At 44.9% G+C, this 17707-nt stretch carries 19 protein-coding genes; 7 read left to right on the top strand and 12 right to left on the bottom strand.

What is annotated here, in order from left to right; translation table 11 throughout:
- Position 1: 1 nt before the first annotated feature.
- From asnB to GN278_06485, 3 genes are read left to right on the top strand one after another with little or no spacing between them, the layout of a single operon-like run.
- Positions 2-1876, top strand: a complete 1875-nt coding sequence (gene asnB / locus GN278_06495; GenBank protein XAT60497.1) for an asparagine synthase (glutamine-hydrolyzing) — start codon at positions 2-4, stop codon at positions 1874-1876.
- Positions 1873-2901 (top strand): glycosyltransferase, encoded by a 1029-nt coding sequence (locus GN278_06490; protein XAT60496.1) that lies wholly within the window; start codon positions 1873-1875, stop codon positions 2899-2901. Before asnB ends, GN278_06490 begins: the two co-directional genes overlap by 4 nt.
- Positions 2888-3277, top strand: coding sequence for a hypothetical protein (locus tag GN278_06485; GenBank protein ID XAT60495.1), 390 nt, complete (start codon positions 2888-2890; stop codon positions 3275-3277). Before GN278_06490 ends, GN278_06485 begins: the two co-directional genes overlap by 14 nt.
- Before the next feature lie 529 nt (positions 3278-3806).
- Here GN278_06485 and GN278_06480 read toward each other — a convergent pair.
- From GN278_06480 to GN278_06455, 6 genes are all read right to left on the bottom strand, one after another.
- Positions 3807-5171 carry a hypothetical protein gene (locus GN278_06480; protein ID XAT60494.1) on the bottom strand — a complete coding sequence of 455 codons (1365 nt, stop codon included), beginning with the start codon at positions 5169-5171 and terminating at the stop codon, positions 3807-3809.
- The gene (locus tag GN278_06475) at positions 5068-6330 is read right to left on the bottom strand and encodes a hypothetical protein (protein XAT60493.1); all 1263 of its coding nucleotides are present in this window, start codon (positions 6328-6330) and stop codon (positions 5068-5070) included. Before GN278_06475 ends, GN278_06480 begins: the two co-directional genes overlap by 104 nt.
- A 107-nt stretch (positions 6331-6437) precedes the next feature.
- Complete coding sequence (locus tag GN278_06470; protein ID XAT60492.1) at positions 6438-6767, bottom strand: hypothetical protein; 330 nt, start codon at positions 6765-6767, stop codon at positions 6438-6440.
- Positions 6760-6951, bottom strand: a complete 192-nt coding sequence (locus GN278_06465; protein ID XAT60491.1) for an AlpA family phage regulatory protein — start codon at positions 6949-6951, stop codon at positions 6760-6762. Before GN278_06465 ends, GN278_06470 begins: the two co-directional genes overlap by 8 nt.
- Positions 6952-7041: 90 nt before the next feature.
- Positions 7042-7641 (bottom strand): hypothetical protein, encoded by a 600-nt coding sequence (locus GN278_06460; GenBank protein ID XAT60490.1) that lies wholly within the window; start codon positions 7639-7641, stop codon positions 7042-7044.
- Positions 7638-8852, bottom strand: coding sequence for a DUF4102 domain-containing protein (locus GN278_06455; GenBank protein ID XAT62573.1), 1215 nt, complete (start codon positions 8850-8852; stop codon positions 7638-7640). The genes GN278_06460 and GN278_06455 overlap by 4 nt, the downstream gene beginning before the upstream one ends.
- A 455-nt stretch (positions 8853-9307) precedes the next feature.
- On the opposite strand from GN278_06455, the gene GN278_06450 reads away from it, so the two are divergent.
- Complete coding sequence (locus GN278_06450; GenBank protein XAT60489.1) at positions 9308-9697, top strand: hypothetical protein; 390 nt, start codon at positions 9308-9310, stop codon at positions 9695-9697.
- A 67-nt stretch (positions 9698-9764) separates the two neighbouring features.
- Here the strand turns inward: GN278_06450 and GN278_06445 are convergent, their stop codons facing one another.
- Positions 9765-11306 carry an AMP-binding protein gene (locus GN278_06445; protein ID XAT60488.1) on the bottom strand — a complete coding sequence of 514 codons (1542 nt, stop codon included), beginning with the start codon at positions 11304-11306 and terminating at the stop codon, positions 9765-9767.
- A 271-nt stretch (positions 11307-11577) separates the two neighbouring features.
- Here GN278_06445 and accB point away from each other — a divergent pair, with 271 nt between their 5' ends.
- The 3 genes from accB to GN278_06430 all read left to right on the top strand — a co-directional run bounded on the left by accB (position 11578) and on the right by GN278_06430 (position 14159).
- Entirely contained in the window at positions 11578-12075 is a 498-nt protein-coding gene (accB, locus tag GN278_06440) for an acetyl-CoA carboxylase biotin carboxyl carrier protein (protein XAT62572.1), read from the top strand.
- Positions 12076-12085: 10 nt separating this feature from the next.
- A complete protein-coding gene (gene accC / locus GN278_06435; protein XAT60487.1) occupies positions 12086-13432 on the top strand; it encodes an acetyl-CoA carboxylase biotin carboxylase subunit in 1347 nt (448 codons plus the stop codon).
- A gap of 88 nt (positions 13433-13520) precedes the next feature.
- Positions 13521-14159, top strand: coding sequence for a leucyl/phenylalanyl-tRNA--protein transferase (locus GN278_06430; protein ID XAT60486.1), 639 nt, complete (start codon positions 13521-13523; stop codon positions 14157-14159).
- Here GN278_06430 and GN278_06425 read toward each other — a convergent pair.
- From GN278_06425 to GN278_06405, 5 genes are all read right to left on the bottom strand, one after another.
- Positions 14108-14488, bottom strand: a complete 381-nt coding sequence (locus tag GN278_06425; protein ID XAT60485.1) for a DUF2155 domain-containing protein — start codon at positions 14486-14488, stop codon at positions 14108-14110. The two genes, GN278_06430 and GN278_06425, sit on opposite strands and share 52 nt — an antisense overlap.
- The gene (mlaD, locus tag GN278_06420) at positions 14485-14934 is read right to left on the bottom strand and encodes an outer membrane lipid asymmetry maintenance protein MlaD (protein ID XAT60484.1); all 450 of its coding nucleotides are present in this window, start codon (positions 14932-14934) and stop codon (positions 14485-14487) included. Before mlaD ends, GN278_06425 begins: the two co-directional genes overlap by 4 nt.
- A 10-nt stretch (positions 14935-14944) precedes the next feature.
- On the bottom strand, positions 14945-15328 hold the full coding sequence (locus tag GN278_06415) for an NADH:ubiquinone oxidoreductase subunit NDUFA12 (GenBank protein XAT60483.1): 384 nt from the start codon (positions 15326-15328) through the stop codon (positions 14945-14947).
- Between the two features lie 101 nt (positions 15329-15429).
- Positions 15430-16695 (bottom strand): ATP-dependent Clp protease ATP-binding subunit ClpX, encoded by a 1266-nt coding sequence (gene clpX / locus GN278_06410; GenBank protein ID XAT60482.1) that lies wholly within the window; start codon positions 16693-16695, stop codon positions 15430-15432.
- A 145-nt stretch (positions 16696-16840) separates the two neighbouring features.
- Positions 16841-17467, bottom strand: coding sequence for an ATP-dependent Clp protease proteolytic subunit (locus tag GN278_06405; GenBank protein ID XAT60481.1), 627 nt, complete (start codon positions 17465-17467; stop codon positions 16841-16843).
- Positions 17468-17707: the final 240 nt, after the last annotated feature.

The raw sequence follows: 17707 nt of genomic DNA, 5'->3' as shown, positions 1-17707 counted from the left end.
AATGTGCGGAATAGTGGGAATTTTTAATTTTAAAAAGAATAATAATGTTTCATCATGCCAAATTAAAAAAATGGCAAATCAAATTAAGCACAGGGGGCCAGACCAATTTGATTTATTTATCAAAGAACAGATTGGCTTTGGGTTTCGAAGGCTTTCAATTATTGATATCGAAAATGGCAATCAGCCAATGTATTCAAATTCAAAAAACTTAATTATAGTTTTCAATGGAGAAATATATAATTATAAGTATTTGCGAAAACGCCTACAATCAGAGGGGTATATATTTAAAACTTTTGCAGACACCGAAGTTATACTAGCGCTATTTGAGTTAGGTTATAAGTTTCCGGAGCAAATGCTGGATGGGATGTTTGCTTTCGCAATATACGATCGAAAAAAAAATACTCTAGTTCTATCTCGTGATATAAATGGAAAAAAACCAGTTTTTTTCCATGAAACAGAGGATGGTATTGAATTTGCGTCTGAGCAAAAATCTCTCAGATTGGGTGTCGAGGGCAAAATAAACTTTAACATTCAAACGATTTCAGATTTTCTAACATTAGGCTATTCCGTCCAACCCACAACTGTATTTTCTGGCTTTAAGCAAATTCCCGCTGGGCATAGGTTAACCGTGAAGAATGAGCTTAGTTTTTTAAATTGGGGAAAATCACCAAATCATAGGCAAAAAAAAGAAAAATACAAAGATGTTGTAGTAAAAGTGGAAAATCTTATTCGACAGGCGGTAGAAAAACGCCTCATGGCAGATGTGCCGCTTGGCTTATTTTTAAGCTCGGGATTAGATAGTTCTCTCATTCTTTCGATGATTGCTGGAAATTCACTTCCAAAGGATTTCTGTACTTTCACAGTGGACTTTGCAAGCGAGAGCTTCAGCGAAGGCAATAATTCTAAATTAATCGCTGATTATTTCGGTGTAGCCAACCAGTCTTTTTGTATGGGTCCAGAAGATTTTCTTGCAATTTTTGACGAAACTGTTGAGGCGGCCGACAATTTATCGGCCAATCCGGCAACATTCGCGTTTTCATTTTTAGCAAAAAAAGCAGTTGCAACCACAAAAGTTGTTTTACATGGTGGGGGTTCTGATGAGCTTTTTTTTGGATATGATACTTACTATGCGAATAAAATTGCTGGAGCATTGAGAATATTCCCTCCGGGCATATTTAAACCTATTGCCTCTATCGTGGATTATCTTCCTGCGAGCCATAAGCGGCTAGGGCTTGACTATAAATTAAAGAAATTTTTTCAGAATTTAAATTATGAGCCGCTGCAAAGACATTATCAATGGCGGACAATATTTACAGAAGAAGAAAAGGCACAAATTTTGAAAAGTTTTGAAGGACAAAAGTCGAGCTTTTGGTCTTATCAAGATGCCTACAAGAATTATGAAGAGTGTGATTTTCATGAAACTGTATCTCGAGCAGACTTTGATGTTTGGTGGCGCTCTATGGGAATATATCAAGCGGATATAACTGGTATGGCCCATGGTCTAGAGACAAGGCTTCCATTTATGGATAATGATTTACGTAATTATCTATATAGCCTCCCAGTAAAATCTAAATTTTCATTAATTAAGCGAAAAAAAATACTCAGGGATATTGGAAAATATTTACTTCCTCAAGAAATAATTGACTTACCAAAAATGGGTTTTCATTTACCACTGGCGGATTGGTTTAGAGGTCCTCTATACCCGTTCGTACAAGAAAAATTAGATAGCCTCAAAATATCTCCAATTGTAATAAATGATGGTATTTATTTCGATCAAATTTTGAAGGAGCACTGCTCAAAAAAACAAGATAATTCTTTTAAACTTATAAATTTAGTAGTACTTTCCAAGTGGTTGGAAATAAATAGTAAGGTATAATTAGATTGAAACTTTTTATTCAAATCCCATGCCTAAATGAGGAGAGTACTCTTCCAAAGGTACTCGGGGCAATACCTAAGAAAATACCAGGCATCTCAAAAATACAAGTATTAATCATTGATGATGGCTCGACGGATAATACTGTGAAAGTAGCTATTGAAAACGGTGTTGATTTTATTGTCCAACACCATCAAAATCGTGGGCTAGCAGAGAGCTTTACAACTGGGCTGGATTATTGTTTTCGCTTGGGCGCGGATATCGTAGTAAATACGGACGGCGACAATCAGTACAAAGGTGAAAATATTATTGATTTGGTTGCACCCTTGGTGCAGGGCAGGGCTGATATGATCATTGGTTATCGGGATATGAGTAAAATCAGTGATTTTTCATTCATCAAGAAAATTTTGCAAAAGCTTGGCAGTTATATAGTAAGCTTAGTTGCGGGGGTTAAAGTCGCTGATGCCACAAGTGGTTTTAGAGCCTTTAACAAGCGGGTTGGGAATTCTTTTTTCGTAAATCAACGATTTACTTACACTTTAGAAACCGTCATCCAAGCTTCACGAAAAAATTTTCGTGTATATTCAGTTCCCATAGAGGTTAATCCAATGGAGCGTAAATCGCGTTTGTCACGTAATATTACGCATTATGTTCGTAGAAGCGCTTTAGACATAATATTGATTACACCGTCCTATAATCCTATGAAATTTTTTTCAACAATTGGCTTAATATCTTTAACTGCGGGTTCCATGTTAGGCGCGAGATTTATCTATTTTCTTTCTCAGTATAATGGTGATTTTGGATCTGGGTCAGGCTACGTGCAGTCATTGATTTTGGCGGCTATATTTCTATTGTTCGGCTCATTTTCTATTCTTGCTGGATTTATCGCAGAGCAAATAGCAAGAAATAGAAATATGCTTGAGGAATTAATTTATCAAGATCGCCTAAGTTCAATAAGAAATCAAAATGAAAACTCTAACTTAGAAATGTTACTTTACTCGAAAAATAAATCTGTTGATGCTGATTAAGCCCAAATTTGCTAACACAAAAGCCGTATTTCTGATTATTGGAACGGCAGGCTGGGTTTGTCACAATACCTTTTCAATTTTTTTGACTTATTTTAACGTGAATATACTCGTTTCAAATTGTATTGGATTTTTAGTCGCAAACCAGTTTACCTACCTAGCTCATACTAAAGTGACTTTTGATGCACAAAGAAGTTTATTTCTGAGGTTACAATACCTTTTTTTAAGCATTGTTTTGTTGATTTTAACTAACGTTCTTGTCTATGTAATGTTCTTCAAATTCTCTCTAAAGAGTTGGGTATCTTTAACTTGTTCAACTTTATTTGTCGCGGCTTTAAACTTCCTAATACTACAAAAAATTTTTCGTAAAAATAAATAAATTAGGATTTTATTTCAGCAATAAAAAGCGCTTCATCTGTTTGAGGGCCAAGGAAATATTGCGTCAATTATTCTAGATGAGAGTCTTAATTGGTGCTATCGGGTGGTGTCAGACAAACCAACTCAAGCATCACCAGCCTGAAGAGCATGCATTCTATGAGGCCATGAGAGAACGCCACTCTTCAAGAGCAGCATCGCGGTTTAGCTTGAAGTTGGTGCACCTATCTCAACGGTCCACTGCCGATAGATATACTTCCCCAGTGGCTCTGACTGAGGAATCCGGAGCTTTTGCTTCAGGCAGCGTTCTGCCCAGTCAAACTCGGCCATCCCGACTGATGCGGCTGCCAGGCGCTCGCATGACGCCATGTTTTCCATCTCCAGAGCTACCTCACATGGTGTAGGCCAAGGGGTGTAAGAAGTGTACTTAGTGTACTTTCCAGAAACATTATTAGAACTTTGAGTAGGGGTTCTATTGTTATTAACATTTTCAGAATTTGGTACACTAAGTACACTTTGTGCATAATCGGCCGTCATCGCAGGCTAATCCCGACAAAGCAGTAACCTTCACTCATGCGTATCTTTTGCAGACCGGCAGCCTCTACACGCCTTGCAAATTGCTGGCGGCCAAGTTGACCGCGCAGGCCAGTGGTTGCAAACCATCCGGTATAGGCGTCATAGAGCGGCTGCACCGCAACGCGGCCGTCAGGGTTTGGATAAACAGATTCTTGCAGAAACTGCTCAACGTTATTGTTATCGGCACGCCAGGATTTCTTTGCCTCCTCGCAACTCGGCGCATCGATAAATCTGCCATCACGCTCCATCAAAGTGCCCAAAGCATCCATTGCACGGGACATTATCGCGTCCATCTCCCCCTTGAATTTCTTCAGTAGGTGGGGGTCTGCGTCACCCCCCAGGAACTGCCTTTGCAGATTGACAATGCTCACACGCCGAAAGAGGCCATCGGAGTAGTCGCGAATGCGGGGCATGTGGTTTGTCAGGATAATGTGCTTGGCAAAGGGTTCTATTTCCCTTGGAGCCTCATGCTTTTTCTCAACCGACATCATTTCGCCGGAGATGACCGCTTTCAGCATCCCATCTTCCAGCTCTTCATTCTGGTTCAGCTCTGTGACAAGGTTCAGCAATTTTCCTTCAAGGTTTGAACGCTGAAAGACACTGCCCATCTGCGAAGGCTGCACTGAGGCAGTATAGGCGCGGCCAACCATTTCCTTTGCCACTGCACCAAGGACGCTTTTGCCATTGGCCCCCGGACCGCAAAGAATAAAGCACCGCTCATAGAGCGTATGAGCCGCCAGACAGTACCCCAGCATTTCCCAGATAAGCTTTGTGAGCTGATCGCGGTCATCAAGCGGATGCCCATCCGCATCGCAGAGAATTTCACGCAAAAAACTGTCAAACTGGGTAGGCCTGTCATCCGTATAGCGCCACTCAAAGCCCACACGTCGCCGAAGCTCTTTGTCGACTGTTACCTTGCGCCACGTTCCGTCTTGATAAGCCCAATATCCGTCAGCCAGTACCAGAAGGTTTGGATCGCCCAGCTCAAACGCCAGATCAGGCATCCAGTTGTGAACCTTGAATATCTCAACCATACTCGTAACACGATGACGCATGACTTTATCGACGCGCTCGGCCAGAACGCTTGTTGCTGTGGCCTTCAGTTCGTCATCATAAAGCCTTCGCCAGAGCCGGCCGTCAAAGCACCAAACACCAGAAGGTCCCTTTAGCAAATTATCACAGCCATAGTGCTCATCGAGCATAAAGGCCAATTGACGGTCATCTAGATCGCGTATTTTCAACATCATTGTCCAGCCCCCGAATATCATTTGAAAAAGGCTCAAAGCGCGCGAATGTAAAAACTCTGACAAGCCCATGAGCATGGCTGACAAGCGCAGGCGATGGGTGAGGAGCTTGCCATATCACAGCTGCTGCCGTGGGGTTGTATTCTCGCCCCTCAACAGGATCAGCACATGCCACCACATCGCCCGGCTTTACGCGATCAAGTAAGTCAGCAACGCGTATCGACCGGCCGCTTGGCAGCTCAAGACTGTCATCATCATAAAGATAACCATGAATCACTCGGGCCTTAACAATGCTGGCTGCCTTGTCATAAGTTTCGCCATGGTCGCACATCCGGCTCTCAATGCACTCATCCAAAAAGACATCACGGCGCTGCTCTGCGGCCGGTTTGCTTTGCTGGCGGTTTATATCCCGCTGTCTGCTCCACAGCAGTGATTGCGGACCCAAAGGCGCGCCTATGGCCCCTCCATCATGGCAAACCGTGGGGGGAGGCCTTCGCAAAACCCCAGCGGACAGCATTGGCGCCGCTGTAAATATCAAGCGTTCCGGGCTGCCCACGCTGACATCCAATATCGAACGCTCTAGCAGCTGACCTGATTTACTAATCTGGTGATAAGCAAGGCCTTGCTCCCAGCACTTCGATTGCAGGGTCTGCAAGGCTTGTGGAATATCACGAGCATTTGCCAAGCGCACAAACATATGAAAGCCCCCGGCATCGGCCGGTTCACAACCCTCCATGTAGACGCCAGCGGAAGAGGACGGCCTGATCAGATAGTCTGCCCGCTCCAACTCTGGCCAAATCGTGGTTAAAGCGCCGATGGCACCGCCGAATGCTTCCAAACTGGCTTTTACAGGGTCCGGCAGCTCCTTTGTATCGTGGTCAATGAGCAACCAGCCTTCCCCTTGAGCAAACCAAAAGTCATCCTTGGTGCGCGTGATGCATCCAGAGGAATGTTGCTTTAATTTTCGGGTAACAACAGGCGCGCTTATTTGTCCATTGACCGGGACGCCCAGGCAGAGGGCTTCTTGGGGCTGTAGTTGTTCAGCTACGGCCAGAAGATCGGCAGCGCGGGGGGTATTGCAAACCCTTACATGGCCCTTTTTGAAAAGCCCGTTCGCCTGTTTTTGCAATACATGATGCTCATCAATATAGAAGCGCTTTCCCATCCAGCTTTCGTTTTTCAGGATGCTGATTTTTGCACTCTGCTCTGTTAAGTTTCCAATGCTCGGTTTTGACATTTTGTCTTGCCTCATACTTGAGGCGCTGCATTCCATAGGTTATACTGATCAGGTAATTTGCTCGTTACACAACCAGTTAGCCCATGGCTTAAGCGCCATGGGTTTTTCTATTTGCGATAGCCTGAGATACGCTCAGGCAGCGCATATAAAACGGCCTCTGCATTTGGCTCTGACAGCAGATTTAAGCTCCCACAGGCTTCGATCAGCGCAGCTTTTGTGGTGAAGTACTTCACGCCGCGCCAAGGTGCCTCATGGGAGGCCTCCTTTTTCTGGAGGATCCACTGGATGCCATCCCTGCAGCATATCACGCGCCAGCGCGGCGCCAGTAAGGCTATCACATCCCGATAGTCGTCGTCTCTCTCTCTGTGTGAGGTGGCAACTGTGTGAACCGCCCCCATTGAATCGTGAAGGCGGGGGGGTCTTGAGACTTCATTCATCTGAAGCCTCCTGCATCTCATCTAGCCAGCGCTCAATTTCAACGGTACGCCATCCAACCGATCTTCGTCCAAGCTTGATTGGCCTCGGAAACCTGCCATCGGCCATCATCTTATAAATTGAACTGCGTGAAAGACCTAAACGCTCTTCTAGCTTTGAGCGCCGTATTACTTCTGGGATTGTCATAGCATTCTCCTGGTAACCAAAATGTTCCGAGGAAATCCTGCCAGAGCTATAAATCAGATATAAGCTAACGAGTTACCCTTACTCGTTGACCTAATTTATTGGAAGTCCATGTTCTTGGAAAAGCTCTACGAATTTTGGTCTGTGCTTCTTGTAGGCATTGTATACCGACTGAGTAGAAACACATTCTTCATCAGCCACCTGCTCAACTGCTTGAGCTACGGTAAGCTTTCTGTCTTCCAATCTCGCTCCCATGCGTAGGTCAAATATTCTGCGAGTATAATATTTTTCCGACTTTTGAATATCTAATTTTGTTAACGGTTTTCTTGCATTGTTTTTGCCAGCAATTCCAAAGCTCTTCTCCATTTTTGGAGATGCCGAGTATCTAAAGTCGTCCCAAGCTGAAATAAGTGCGCGCGCAGCGGAAACTGGCAACTCGATGGTCTCATGACCCAATGAGGTTGGCACAGTCTCCAGGAGCTCTGCATTCGTGAAACCATGTTCAATTCCATTATGGATTGTTTTTAAAACTTCAAATGCGACAAGGGTTGTAGGGATCACTTTCGCCTTTCTTAAGTCATCAAGGCTATCCAAAAATTGCTTAGCTTCAATTAGTTTTTTGTTCGGGTTGTTTACATAATTTTTGATAGCTTCTATTTCTTGCTCTGTAAGAGCCGCTCTTTTTTTGCTCATAATTTTCCATCCAAAAAAGTTAGCCATTGGCACATTAATCCCGCCCGCGCATCCAGCAAATCCGTCCGATAATATGCATGCTCAACTTCACCTCCGAATTGGTGCGCCAACTGGAGTTCTGCAGCTTCGCGAGAATGACCTGCCTCAGCTACCCAGTCGCGAAATGTCGACCTTAATCCGTGCGGCACTGCTGGGCGCGCGCTGTTTTTGTCAATGTAACCGAGCTTGTCAGACTGATGCATCCGCTTCATCAGAGCCGACAATGTCATGTCGGATAATGCATTTCCGGTTCTTGACTTGAAGACTAGGCCAGTTTGATCTCCTTCATGAGGGAGCAACTCAAGCATTGGTGCTGTAATTGGAACGCGATGCTCTATTTTTGCCTTCATGCGGGAAGCAGGCCTTGTCCAAATACCAGCGTATCCTTTTTGAGTAACCTCACCCCCATCAAAGAGCGCAATTTCTTCCCAACGCATGCCCCTAATTTCACCGGAGCGAGAAGCTGTAAGCATCTGGAGCATCAAAGCTTTGGCACCAACTCCGTCTCTGCGCTTCAATTCGCTCCACCACCGCTGTGCATCCTTTAGCTGCAAGGCTGGGTGGTGCTCTTGCGATTTGGGTTTTGCAGGAAGAAGAACTGACAGGTTGCCATTCCAGACTGCAGGGTTTGGAGCGGGCATGTATTTTTTTACAATTGCGTAATCCAAAACAGATTGTATACGGCCTCGAAGTCGACTTGCCGTCTCGGTTTTTTCTTTCCAAATAGGTTCCAGAACTTGCTGAATATCGTCAATAGTAATTTCGTTGACAGGTAGCGGACCAAGTTTCGGAAATGCATAAGTCTCCAGCGTCGAGCGCCATTGCGCTTTGTGCTTTTCATTAGAGAATTCAGATTGTTTTATTCCAATTACAATGTCAGCTAGTTCTGCAAAAGTTGGTATTGTTACGATTTCCTGGCGCGGAACCTTGGGATTAGCCCCTTTTGATGCAAGGGCTTTGTTTTCTGCGGCCTTGCGGCGCGCCTCGGCTAATGAAACGGTTGGGTAGCTACCAAGGCCAAGCTCAAGCTGCTTGCCCCTAAAGCGTATCTTTTGCGACCAACTTTTGGAGCCACTTTTGCGCACGTGGATATGAAGGCCAGTTCCGCTATCGTCATAATACCGCCCCGCCTCAAGATTGGAGTTTAAATATTGTGCGCTAAGTTTCTTCATCATTAGCCCCCACACTCGCCCCCACAAAATCTCTGGAACTTAAGGGTATTGTATGGAGTGAATGAGAAATTGTTAAGGTCTAAACTGCCACATTTATTCAATAATACATAATTCTTTGGACACTTTTGGAATAATAGTTATGCGGTCACCTCCTCCGCCATAAATTGCCTCAGAAGAAGTACCCTCTCGGCAAGCATCAGCCGAAAATCAAATGCTTCCCCTTACTGCATTACTCATTTCAACACAGTTCAATACATAATAGTCCTTTCGATGGCTTGTATTGTTGAGCCTCTCAGATGTTTCCATGCAAACTGCAAGGCTTTGGCAGATAAAAAAGTGTTTATCATACTGCCATCTGCAATGTAATTTCAGCAAAAGATCCTAAGCAGCGTGCCGATTTACAAATTCCCGTCAACTTGTTAGAATTGTATAGTTAATTCCGAGGTTGTACCGCCATGACCCACATAATCGGCATGTCCGTTAATTCTGGCGCCTATCAGAAATTGAAGGCGGGTTATGAGAATGCAGACAGATTCATAGACAATTCTGCTGCTAAAAAGCGCGTCATTCAAGCTTCCACTCATGGGCGAGGTAACATGTCAACGGTTGGTATGGGATCCAGTCAAGTGACCCAATTTAGCTCAACCGCTAACATCTCAGTTGAATTGAGCAGCGTAAAAAAAGATGTATTACAAATGATGAAAAGCCTATCCGCTGAGGTCAATATTGAAATAGCTGATGAAATACGCTCGCGAATCCGCGCCGGCAATTGGCCAATTGACCGACAAGCCTCAAATAACGCAATCAAAGCAATGATTGCTGACTACTCTGCTTTAACGAAGTAAAGTGCAAAACTTTATATCAAGTCTTTCAAGCTTTTAAACTATTATATTGCATGACATTTTTATATCATCATCGTAAAATAGAGGAGTTCTCAAGAAGTTTTCGTAGTTCTGTTTTCAGGACTTTTCCATTATTGTTTTTCGGTAAGTTGTTCCTAACAATATAACCTTTTGGTCGCTTAAAGGCTGCGATGTGGCGTCGGCAAAATTCGTCCATTTCTTTCTGTAAATGTTTCATTTGATCGTTCAACACAATAAAAGCAATGACCTCTTCACCCCAATCAGGGTGATATCGCCCAACAACGGCGGTCTCAATAACACAGGGATGCATCAGCAGCACCTCTTCTACCTCACGTGGGTAAATATTGCTCCCACCAGAGATGATCAAATCTTTCGAACGATCCTTTAGTGTGATGTAACCCTCATGATCCATGTAGCCAATGTCACCAGTATGAAGCCAACCCTTAGCCAATGCCTTTTTGCTAGCCTCAGGATTTCGCCAATATCCGGACATAACGGGTTCACCTCGCACCATGATTTCTCCCAATTGACCCTCGACAGTTGACCCTCCGGATGGATCACCTATTCGCACCTCCACCACAGACTGCGCCCTTCCGACTGATGCCAACCGCTGTTCCCAACGTGGGTGGCTGCGATCACTTACAGCTTTACGCGACAAAGCCGTTATCGCCATAGGGCATTCGCCCTGACCATAAATTTGCACAAATACCGGACCAAACCAATCAACTGATTCAATGATATCAGATTTATACATTGGTCCACCGGCATAGACGATGGTTCTTATCCCTTTAGGTTCACGGCCATTGGCCTTTGAAGCAGCCGTCAAGCGCTTGACCATTGTGGGGGCTGCGAACATATGTACTGACTGAAAATGCTCAGATAAATCTAAAATCTCTTCCGACTGAAAGCCACCCGACTCAGGGAAAACATGGCGCGCAGCTTTCAGCACATGCATGATACTATAAAGACCCGCTCCGTGAGAGAACGGCGCTGAATAAATAGCTGCATCCTCTTGGTACACATTGTCTACATCGATAAAATAAGCTTTAGCCATGGATTTTAACATTCCGTGAGTAATCATCACTCCTTTTGGCCGACCTGTTGTTCCAGAAGTATAAAACAACCATGCCAAATCTGAACTGGCCCGAGGTAACACTGGCTCACAAGCACGGTTTTCGGTTAACCTTTGCAATGTATTCTCGGACAAATCTATAAGTTTGACATCGTCACTCCAGAAATCTGATACTCCTTGAAGATCTTTAAATTGCTGGCCTGAGGTTAGGGTGATTTTAGCCTCAGCATTTTTGATGATCCAAATTGCCTCTCTTGCATGTAGTTTTGCATTAATAGGGACTGCGATTGCGCCTGAAAACCATATCCCAAACAAAAGACGAAGATAATCAGGATGGTTCATCATAAATATAGCAACACGGTCACCGGGGTTAATGCCCGCACTCTTCAACCAATTTGAAGCTTGGCCAACGATTTCATGTAGATCTTTATAGGTGCCGCATTGTTTTTTCCCGCTAAACAGCGCTGGTTTGTCTCCTTTCTCTTTTGCTGCTCGGCTTAACCAACGCGCAACATTCATATTCTAGCCCTTTCAAAATTGGCGCCTTTGAAACTATTTACAAGCACCAGTCATGGCAATGCTCAAAATATTTATAATCCCAACTGTAGAAATTCATCTTTTTCAGGCCTTACGGTCCCGTAATTTGCTAAAATGAGGGAAAAATACAGACTATTTCCCTAAACACGCCGACATTATTGCACGACTTTCTTTTCACTGGGCACAGCTTGCCTTATAAAGGTATTAGAAGAATGGTTTGAGCAGAACCACTATTTTGATCTTTGAGGTATACATGACAAAGAAAACCCGCGACCAAGACATCGCCTTTATTCAGGCGCTTGCAGACTTGCTCAAGAGTAATGAGCTATCCGAAGTAGAAGTCATGCGTGAGTATGGCGAAGATGACACCCTTAATGTCAGGGTCAGCCAAATCAAAAATGTAGCGCCGCAGGCTATGGCGGCCCCAGTGGCGGTTTCTGCCCCTCAGCAAAGTGCTCCTGCCGAGGTATTAAATGTCGCTCCATCCAACAACTCGATTGAAGATCCTGCCAACCATCCTGGAGCTGTAACCTCGCCGATGGTAGGAACAATCTACATGCAAGCAGAACCTGGAGCCCCTGCCTTTATTACTATTGGTTCTAAGATCAATGAGGGCGATACATTGCTCATCGTTGAAGCGATGAAAACCATGAACCACATTCCAGCGCCAAAGTCTGGGTCAATTCAACGCATTTTGGTTGAGGACGGCGCGGCAGTTGAATTCGGCACGCCATTGGTCATAATCGAATAAGGCGGCGAATATGTTCGAAAAAATACTGATTGCAAACCGAGGCGAAATTGCCTTGCGTGTCATTCGCGCCTGCCGCGAGATGGGAATACGTTGTGTAGCCGTCCATTCAACTGCTGACAGTGATGCAATGCATGTGCGCATGGCAGATGAGTCTGTTTGCATCGGCCCACCACCTGGCGCCGACAGCTATCTGTCTATACCTGCAATTATATCTGCCTGTGAAATCTCAGGGGCACAAGCAATACATCCAGGATACGGATTTCTATCGGAAAATGCCAGGTTTGTTCAAATTCTTGAAGACCATGGCCTTAGCTTTATAGGGCCAACAGCCGAGCACATTCGCATAATGGGCGATAAAATCACGGCCAAAGATACCATGAAAGCACTTGGGGTGCCATGTGTTCCAGGATCTGACGGAGGAGTTCAGACACTTGAACAAGCCAAAAAGATTGGCGAGCAAATTGGCTATCCAGTCATCATCAAAGCCACAGCAGGCGGCGGCGGTCGCGGAATGAAAGTTGCAAAGAGCGCAACAGATATGGACCACGCCTTTATGACAGCTCGCGCCGAAGGCAAAGCCGCGTTTGGCAATGACGAAGTCTATATTGAAAAGTACCTAACAACTCCCCGTCATATCGAAATCCAAGTCTTTGGCGACGGCAAGGGAAAAGCAGTTCATCTGGGCGAACGAGATTGCTCTCTTCAAAGGCGACACCAGAAGGTTTTTGAGGAAGCACCAGGCCCCTCTATTTTAGAAGAACAACGAAGTGCTATTGGCAAAGTATGCGCTGATGCCGTCGCAAAGATTAACTACATCGGCGCAGGCACAATCGAATTTCTATATGAAAATGGTGAATTTTATTTCATTGAAATGAATACAAGGTTGCAAGTTGAGCATCCAGTAACCGAAGCAATTTTTGGCGTTGATTTAGTGCGCGAGCAGATACGGGTTGCAGCAGGCGAACCTATGTCATTTGCTCAAAAAAACCTTCAGATTAATGGTCATTCTATCGAAGTACGTATAAACGCAGAAAAGCTTCCAAACTTTGCCCCGTGTCCAGGTAAGATATCCGCATATCATGCCCCCGGAGGTTTGGGAGTACGCATGGATAGCGCTCTTTACAATGGATATTCAATACCGCCCTTCTATGATAGCCTGATTGGCAAATTAATAGTACACGGCCGTAATCGAGAAGAAGCTTTAGCCCGCTTAAGCCGCGCACTCAGTGAGTTGATTATTGATGGAATTGACACCACGATCCCACTCTTTGATGCCCTTCTGTCAGAGAAAGATATTCAAAGTGGTGCTTATAATATTCACTGGCTGGAGCATTGGTTGGACCAAAAATCCAATTAAGTCTTGGCCAAATATCTTGAGTAACTTGCCATTCCATTTCCGATCTGTCACTTCTTTGGCGTGGCAATAGAGTGTATGTGAGCCTGTAGTGCACGAGCTTTCGCAAGACATCCTTTTAAGTGCTTATAGGCGTGGCCTTTTTCCTATGGCGGAAACAAGTACAGCCTCTGATCTGTTTTGGGTTGACCCCGAATACCGAGGGATACTACCCCTGAGCCACTTTCATATTTCCAGGTCTTTGCGCAAATGTATTTTGAAAGAGAACTATAATATTAAAATCAGTTCAGCATTTTCAGAAGTGATAAGCGCTTGTGCTGAGCGACCCGAAACTTGGATTAATGACACAATTTTCGAACTTTATTGCACCCTTGCCAAAAATAAAATGGCCCATTCTCTCGAGGTCTGGCAAGAGAAGCAACTAATCGGCGGGGTTTATGGCGTTGTGATAGGTGCGGCCTTTTTCGGTGAAAGTATGTTTTCTCGTCGCGATAATGCGTCCAAAATTGCTCTGGCTTATTTAGTTCACCGGCTTAAACACACTGGCTTTAAACTATTTGACACCCAATTCATTACACCACATCTAGCCTCTCTTGGAGCCGTTGAGATCCCTAGGGTAAACTATATGAAGCATTTAAGAGAGGCCTTAAACTTAGCTGCCGACTTTACTGACCCGTCCTATTCAGTGTCCGCTTCAGGTATTGTGCAGCGCAGCACCCAGACATCATAGCGTGCATGATCAAGTGAGCTTAGAGCAGGAGACGAGGCGATCATCCACCCTTGAAAAACTGGCGCTGTCTGCTTATCAGAGCGAATAATTATTCGTGCAAATGCATCACCAGCAGGATTGTCTATAGGGTAACGACATTCACTTAAAGTCACGGACAAATTGCCTACCTGCGTGGTCATTTCTTGTAACAGTGTCTGATCCGTTATCGTTCCACTTACTTTGTCGAGTTTACGCAATACAGCACCATCAGCCTGCGCTGTAGCAATTTCAGCTTTTGCGGGAAGTCCAAGTATCAACAGGGCAAACAGTGCCTCAGCCAATCGTTTCATCTATCTTGACCGCCTGAGACAAACTTCATCAATAACGATATCAAGCTAACGGAACCTTGAGTATCAACGATTTCACCGCCCGAGGCAAGATAATCAAATGATGCGCCAGGAACGACTTCCACAAAATTACCTCCAAGTAGCCCTTCAGAGGAAATTACTAGGGCGCTGTCTTCTGGAATACGTATGTCATCCTTCAAAGAAATCACAGATACAGCCCGATAGGTATTACTATCCAAATCAAGGGCGCTGACAGTTCCAATCTTTACCCCTGCCAGTCTAACATCTGTTCCGACCTTTATTCCATCGGCTGAGCGAAAAGAAGCATAAATGGGATACGAACCCGACGAGTTTGAAAGCCCCGTGATTTGAAATACAAATATAGAAAATCCAACCGCAAGAGCGAGTACTAAACCCCCAACGGTCACTTCTGTGGTATTTTCAGACATGCCTCACATCCTATTCAGGTTGCCAAGCCTCATAATCAGAGCGCGCTTGAAGGTTTGCCCTTCGGATTGAACCTGTTGGTACGTAAGCCGCTGCAGTTCCCGTAAGATTTTCCTGATGCGGCTTTTCCCATGACTTCCGGGCAATGGGTTGCTCGCTTGGGGGCTCATCCCATGTATGGTGCAACCAGCCATGCCAATCAGGACTGACTCGACTTGCCTCACTATCCCCATTAAAAATAACCCAGCGCCGTTTGCCATCAGATGTCCGATAATAGGTATTGCCACTAGTGTCGTGCCCCACTTTAACACCTTTACGCCAGGTAAAAAATTGCGTGTTCAGCGTTTGGCCATTCCACCAAGTCACGGCCCTCACCAAAGTGTTAAAGATACCCATTAAATTCTCCGAATTGGTCTCAGCGTTCTATGCACTAAAACGAACCTTAGGTCTAGTCCAGCAACCACGGCCACATGTCAAAGACATTTCCTTGCGAACGCTCAACCAGCCGAAGCAGGTTCCTTTTTGGTATCAGAATAAATCATCAACGGCGCAGCTTCGGCAGTAACGGCCTCTTCGTTCACAACGACCTCTTGAACTTCGTCTTGCCCTGGCAAATCAAACATCGTATTCAACAAAATATCTTCTAAAATTGATCTAAGCCCTCGCGCCCCGGTTTTTCGCTCGATTGCTCTTTTGGCAATCGCCTTTAGAGCCTCATCAGTGAAGCTGAGTGCGGTATCCTCTAGTTCAAACAAACGCTGGTATTGCTTTACCAGCGCATTTTTGGGCTGCGTCAAAATTGTCACGAGTGCTTCTTCATCAAGGTCCTCTAAGGTCGCAAGAACTGGAAGCCGCCCGACAAATTCTGGGATTAAGCCAAACTTTAGTAAGTCTTCTGGCTCCAAATCCTGAAATACCTCGCCAACACCACGGTCATCATTATCTCGGACATCAGCGCCGAAACCCATGGCACTGCCTTTTCCCCGCTGCGCTATAATTTTATCAAGACCCGCGAAAGCTCCGCCACAGATAAATAATATGTTGGTGGTATCTACCTGCAGGAATTCTTGCTGAGGATGCTTCCGGCCACCTTGGGGCGGCACGCTGGCGACAGTGCCTTCCATTAATTTTAACAGAGCTTGCTGGACACCCTCGCCAGACACATCCCGTGTAATTGATGGATTTTCAGATTTTCGGGTAATTTTATCAACTTCGTCGATATAAACGATACCCCGTTGGGCTCGTTCGACGTTATATTCCGACGCCTGTAAAAGCTTTAAGATTATGTTTTCAACGTCTTCGCCAACATAACCCGCTTCGGTCAAAGTAGTCGCATCAGCCATGGTAAAAGGCACATCTAAAATTCTAGCAAGCGTTTGAGCTAAAAGAGTTTTTCCGCACCCAGTCGGACCAACCAATAGAATGTTCGATTTCGAGAGTTCGATATCGCCCGATTTTGCAGCATGGTTGAGGCGCTTATAGTGGTTGTGAACGGCAACAGACAAAACTCGTTTTGCAAACGACTGTCCAATCACATAGTCGTCTAGAACATCGCAAATTTCGCGAGGTGTTGGGACGCCTTCAGATGACTTAAGCCCAGAGCCTTTAGTTTCCTCACGGATAATATCCATGCACAGCTCCACGCATTCATCGCAGATGAAAACTGTTGGGCCAGCAATCAGTTTGCGAACTTCATGTTGGCTTTTACCACAAAAGCTGCAATAAAGAGTGTTTTTGCTTTCACCGCTCGAATTTGTCGCCATTGTTCACCTCTCGACTTTTCTCTCATATGAAAAGCCCAATTCAAAATTCCCCTGCTATCCAGCTTAAGACAGGCTTCCAAGCTCTACAATGGCAAAATTAATCATTACCAATTAGAACGACGGTCCGCGCTGGTTTTTCAGAGCTCTATTCGTCATCCCCTTTTTCACGGTTCGTGACTATTTCATCTATCAAACCCCAGTCCTTGGCTTCACCAGGGGACATAAAGTTATCTCTCTCAAGCGCAGCTTCTACCTTATCTAAGCTCTGCCCGGTATGGTGTACATAAATTTCATTTAACCGCTTCTTGAGCTTTAGAGTTTCTTCTGCATGGATCATTATGTCTGTCGCCTGACCTTGGTATCCACCCGAAGGTTGATGCACCATAATGCGGCTATTGGGCAGTGAAAATCTCATGCCATTTTCGCCAGCCGTTAGTAGCAAAGACCCCATTGAAGCAGCCTGACCAATCACAAGAGTTGACACTTTCGGCTTGATATATTGCATTGTGTCATAAATCGACAAACCGCTTGTTACCACACCGCCCGGGCTGTTGATATACATACTAATTTCTTTGGACGGGTTCTCTGCCTCTAGATGGAGCAACTGGGCAACAATCAAACTTGACATTCCATCGTGCACGGGCCCATTGACAAAAATAATGCGCTCCTTGAGCAGCCGAGAAAAGATATCATATGCGCGCTCACCGCGACTGGTCTGTTCTACCACCATTGGGACCAAAGTATTCATGTAGAAGTCGTGAGGATCTTTCATTATGCCCTGCCTATCCGTAATTGTACAAATTCATGCAACTGATTATTGGTAGTCTTAGTGTTGGTACACCTTGACGGCAATAGCTTGCGACAAATTTGCTGCCTAGTCTCGAATTAAACCTTTAGTGCCGGCAATTCAAGCACCCCACTCCATTGCTTTTCATTACATTAAAAACAGTATCCTCATTTCAACATTCACATTCACAAGCAGTGTGATTATAGTGTTAGTGAGACCGAAATA

This window comes from Rhodobacteraceae bacterium Araon29, assembly GCA_039640505.1.
Taxonomy (GTDB): Bacteria; Pseudomonadota; Alphaproteobacteria; order Rhodobacterales; family Rhodobacteraceae; genus CABZJG01.
The sequence above is the reverse complement of the archived record's forward strand: the minus strand, read 5'-3'. Positions and strand labels throughout refer to the sequence as shown.

Bases quoted from the DNA above. Each gene is read 5' to 3' on its own strand.
- asnB (XAT60497.1), top strand. From the start codon at position 2: ATGTGCGGAATAGTGGGAATTTTTAATTTTAAAAAGAATAATAATGTT.
- GN278_06480 (XAT60494.1), bottom strand. From the start codon at position 5,171: ATGCTCATGGGCTTGTCAGAGTTTTTACATTCGCGCGCTTTGAGCCTT.
- GN278_06475 (XAT60493.1), bottom strand. From the start codon at position 6,330: ATGTCAAAACCGAGCATTGGAAACTTAACAGAGCAGAGTGCAAAAATC.
- GN278_06470 (XAT60492.1), bottom strand. From the start codon at position 6,767: ATGAATGAAGTCTCAAGACCCCCCCGCCTTCACGATTCAATGGGGGCG.
- GN278_06465 (XAT60491.1), bottom strand. From the start codon at position 6,951: ATGACAATCCCAGAAGTAATACGGCGCTCAAAGCTAGAAGAGCGTTTA.
- GN278_06460 (XAT60490.1), bottom strand. From the start codon at position 7,641: ATGAGCAAAAAAAGAGCGGCTCTTACAGAGCAAGAAATAGAAGCTATC.
- GN278_06455 (XAT62573.1), bottom strand. From the start codon at position 8,852: ATGAAGAAACTTAGCGCACAATATTTAAACTCCAATCTTGAGGCGGGG.
- GN278_06450 (XAT60489.1), top strand. From the start codon at position 9,308: ATGACCCACATAATCGGCATGTCCGTTAATTCTGGCGCCTATCAGAAA.
- GN278_06445 (XAT60488.1), bottom strand. From the start codon at position 11,306: ATGAATGTTGCGCGTTGGTTAAGCCGAGCAGCAAAAGAGAAAGGAGAC.
- accB (XAT62572.1), top strand. From the start codon at position 11,578: ATGACAAAGAAAACCCGCGACCAAGACATCGCCTTTATTCAGGCGCTT.
- accC (XAT60487.1), top strand. From the start codon at position 12,086: ATGTTCGAAAAAATACTGATTGCAAACCGAGGCGAAATTGCCTTGCGT.
- GN278_06425 (XAT60485.1), bottom strand. From the start codon at position 14,488: ATGAAACGATTGGCTGAGGCACTGTTTGCCCTGTTGATACTTGGACTT.
- mlaD (XAT60484.1), bottom strand. From the start codon at position 14,934: ATGTCTGAAAATACCACAGAAGTGACCGTTGGGGGTTTAGTACTCGCT.
- GN278_06415 (XAT60483.1), bottom strand. From the start codon at position 15,328: ATGGGTATCTTTAACACTTTGGTGAGGGCCGTGACTTGGTGGAATGGC.
- clpX (XAT60482.1), bottom strand. From the start codon at position 16,695: ATGGCGACAAATTCGAGCGGTGAAAGCAAAAACACTCTTTATTGCAGC.
- GN278_06405 (XAT60481.1), bottom strand. From the start codon at position 17,467: ATGAAAGATCCTCACGACTTCTACATGAATACTTTGGTCCCAATGGTG.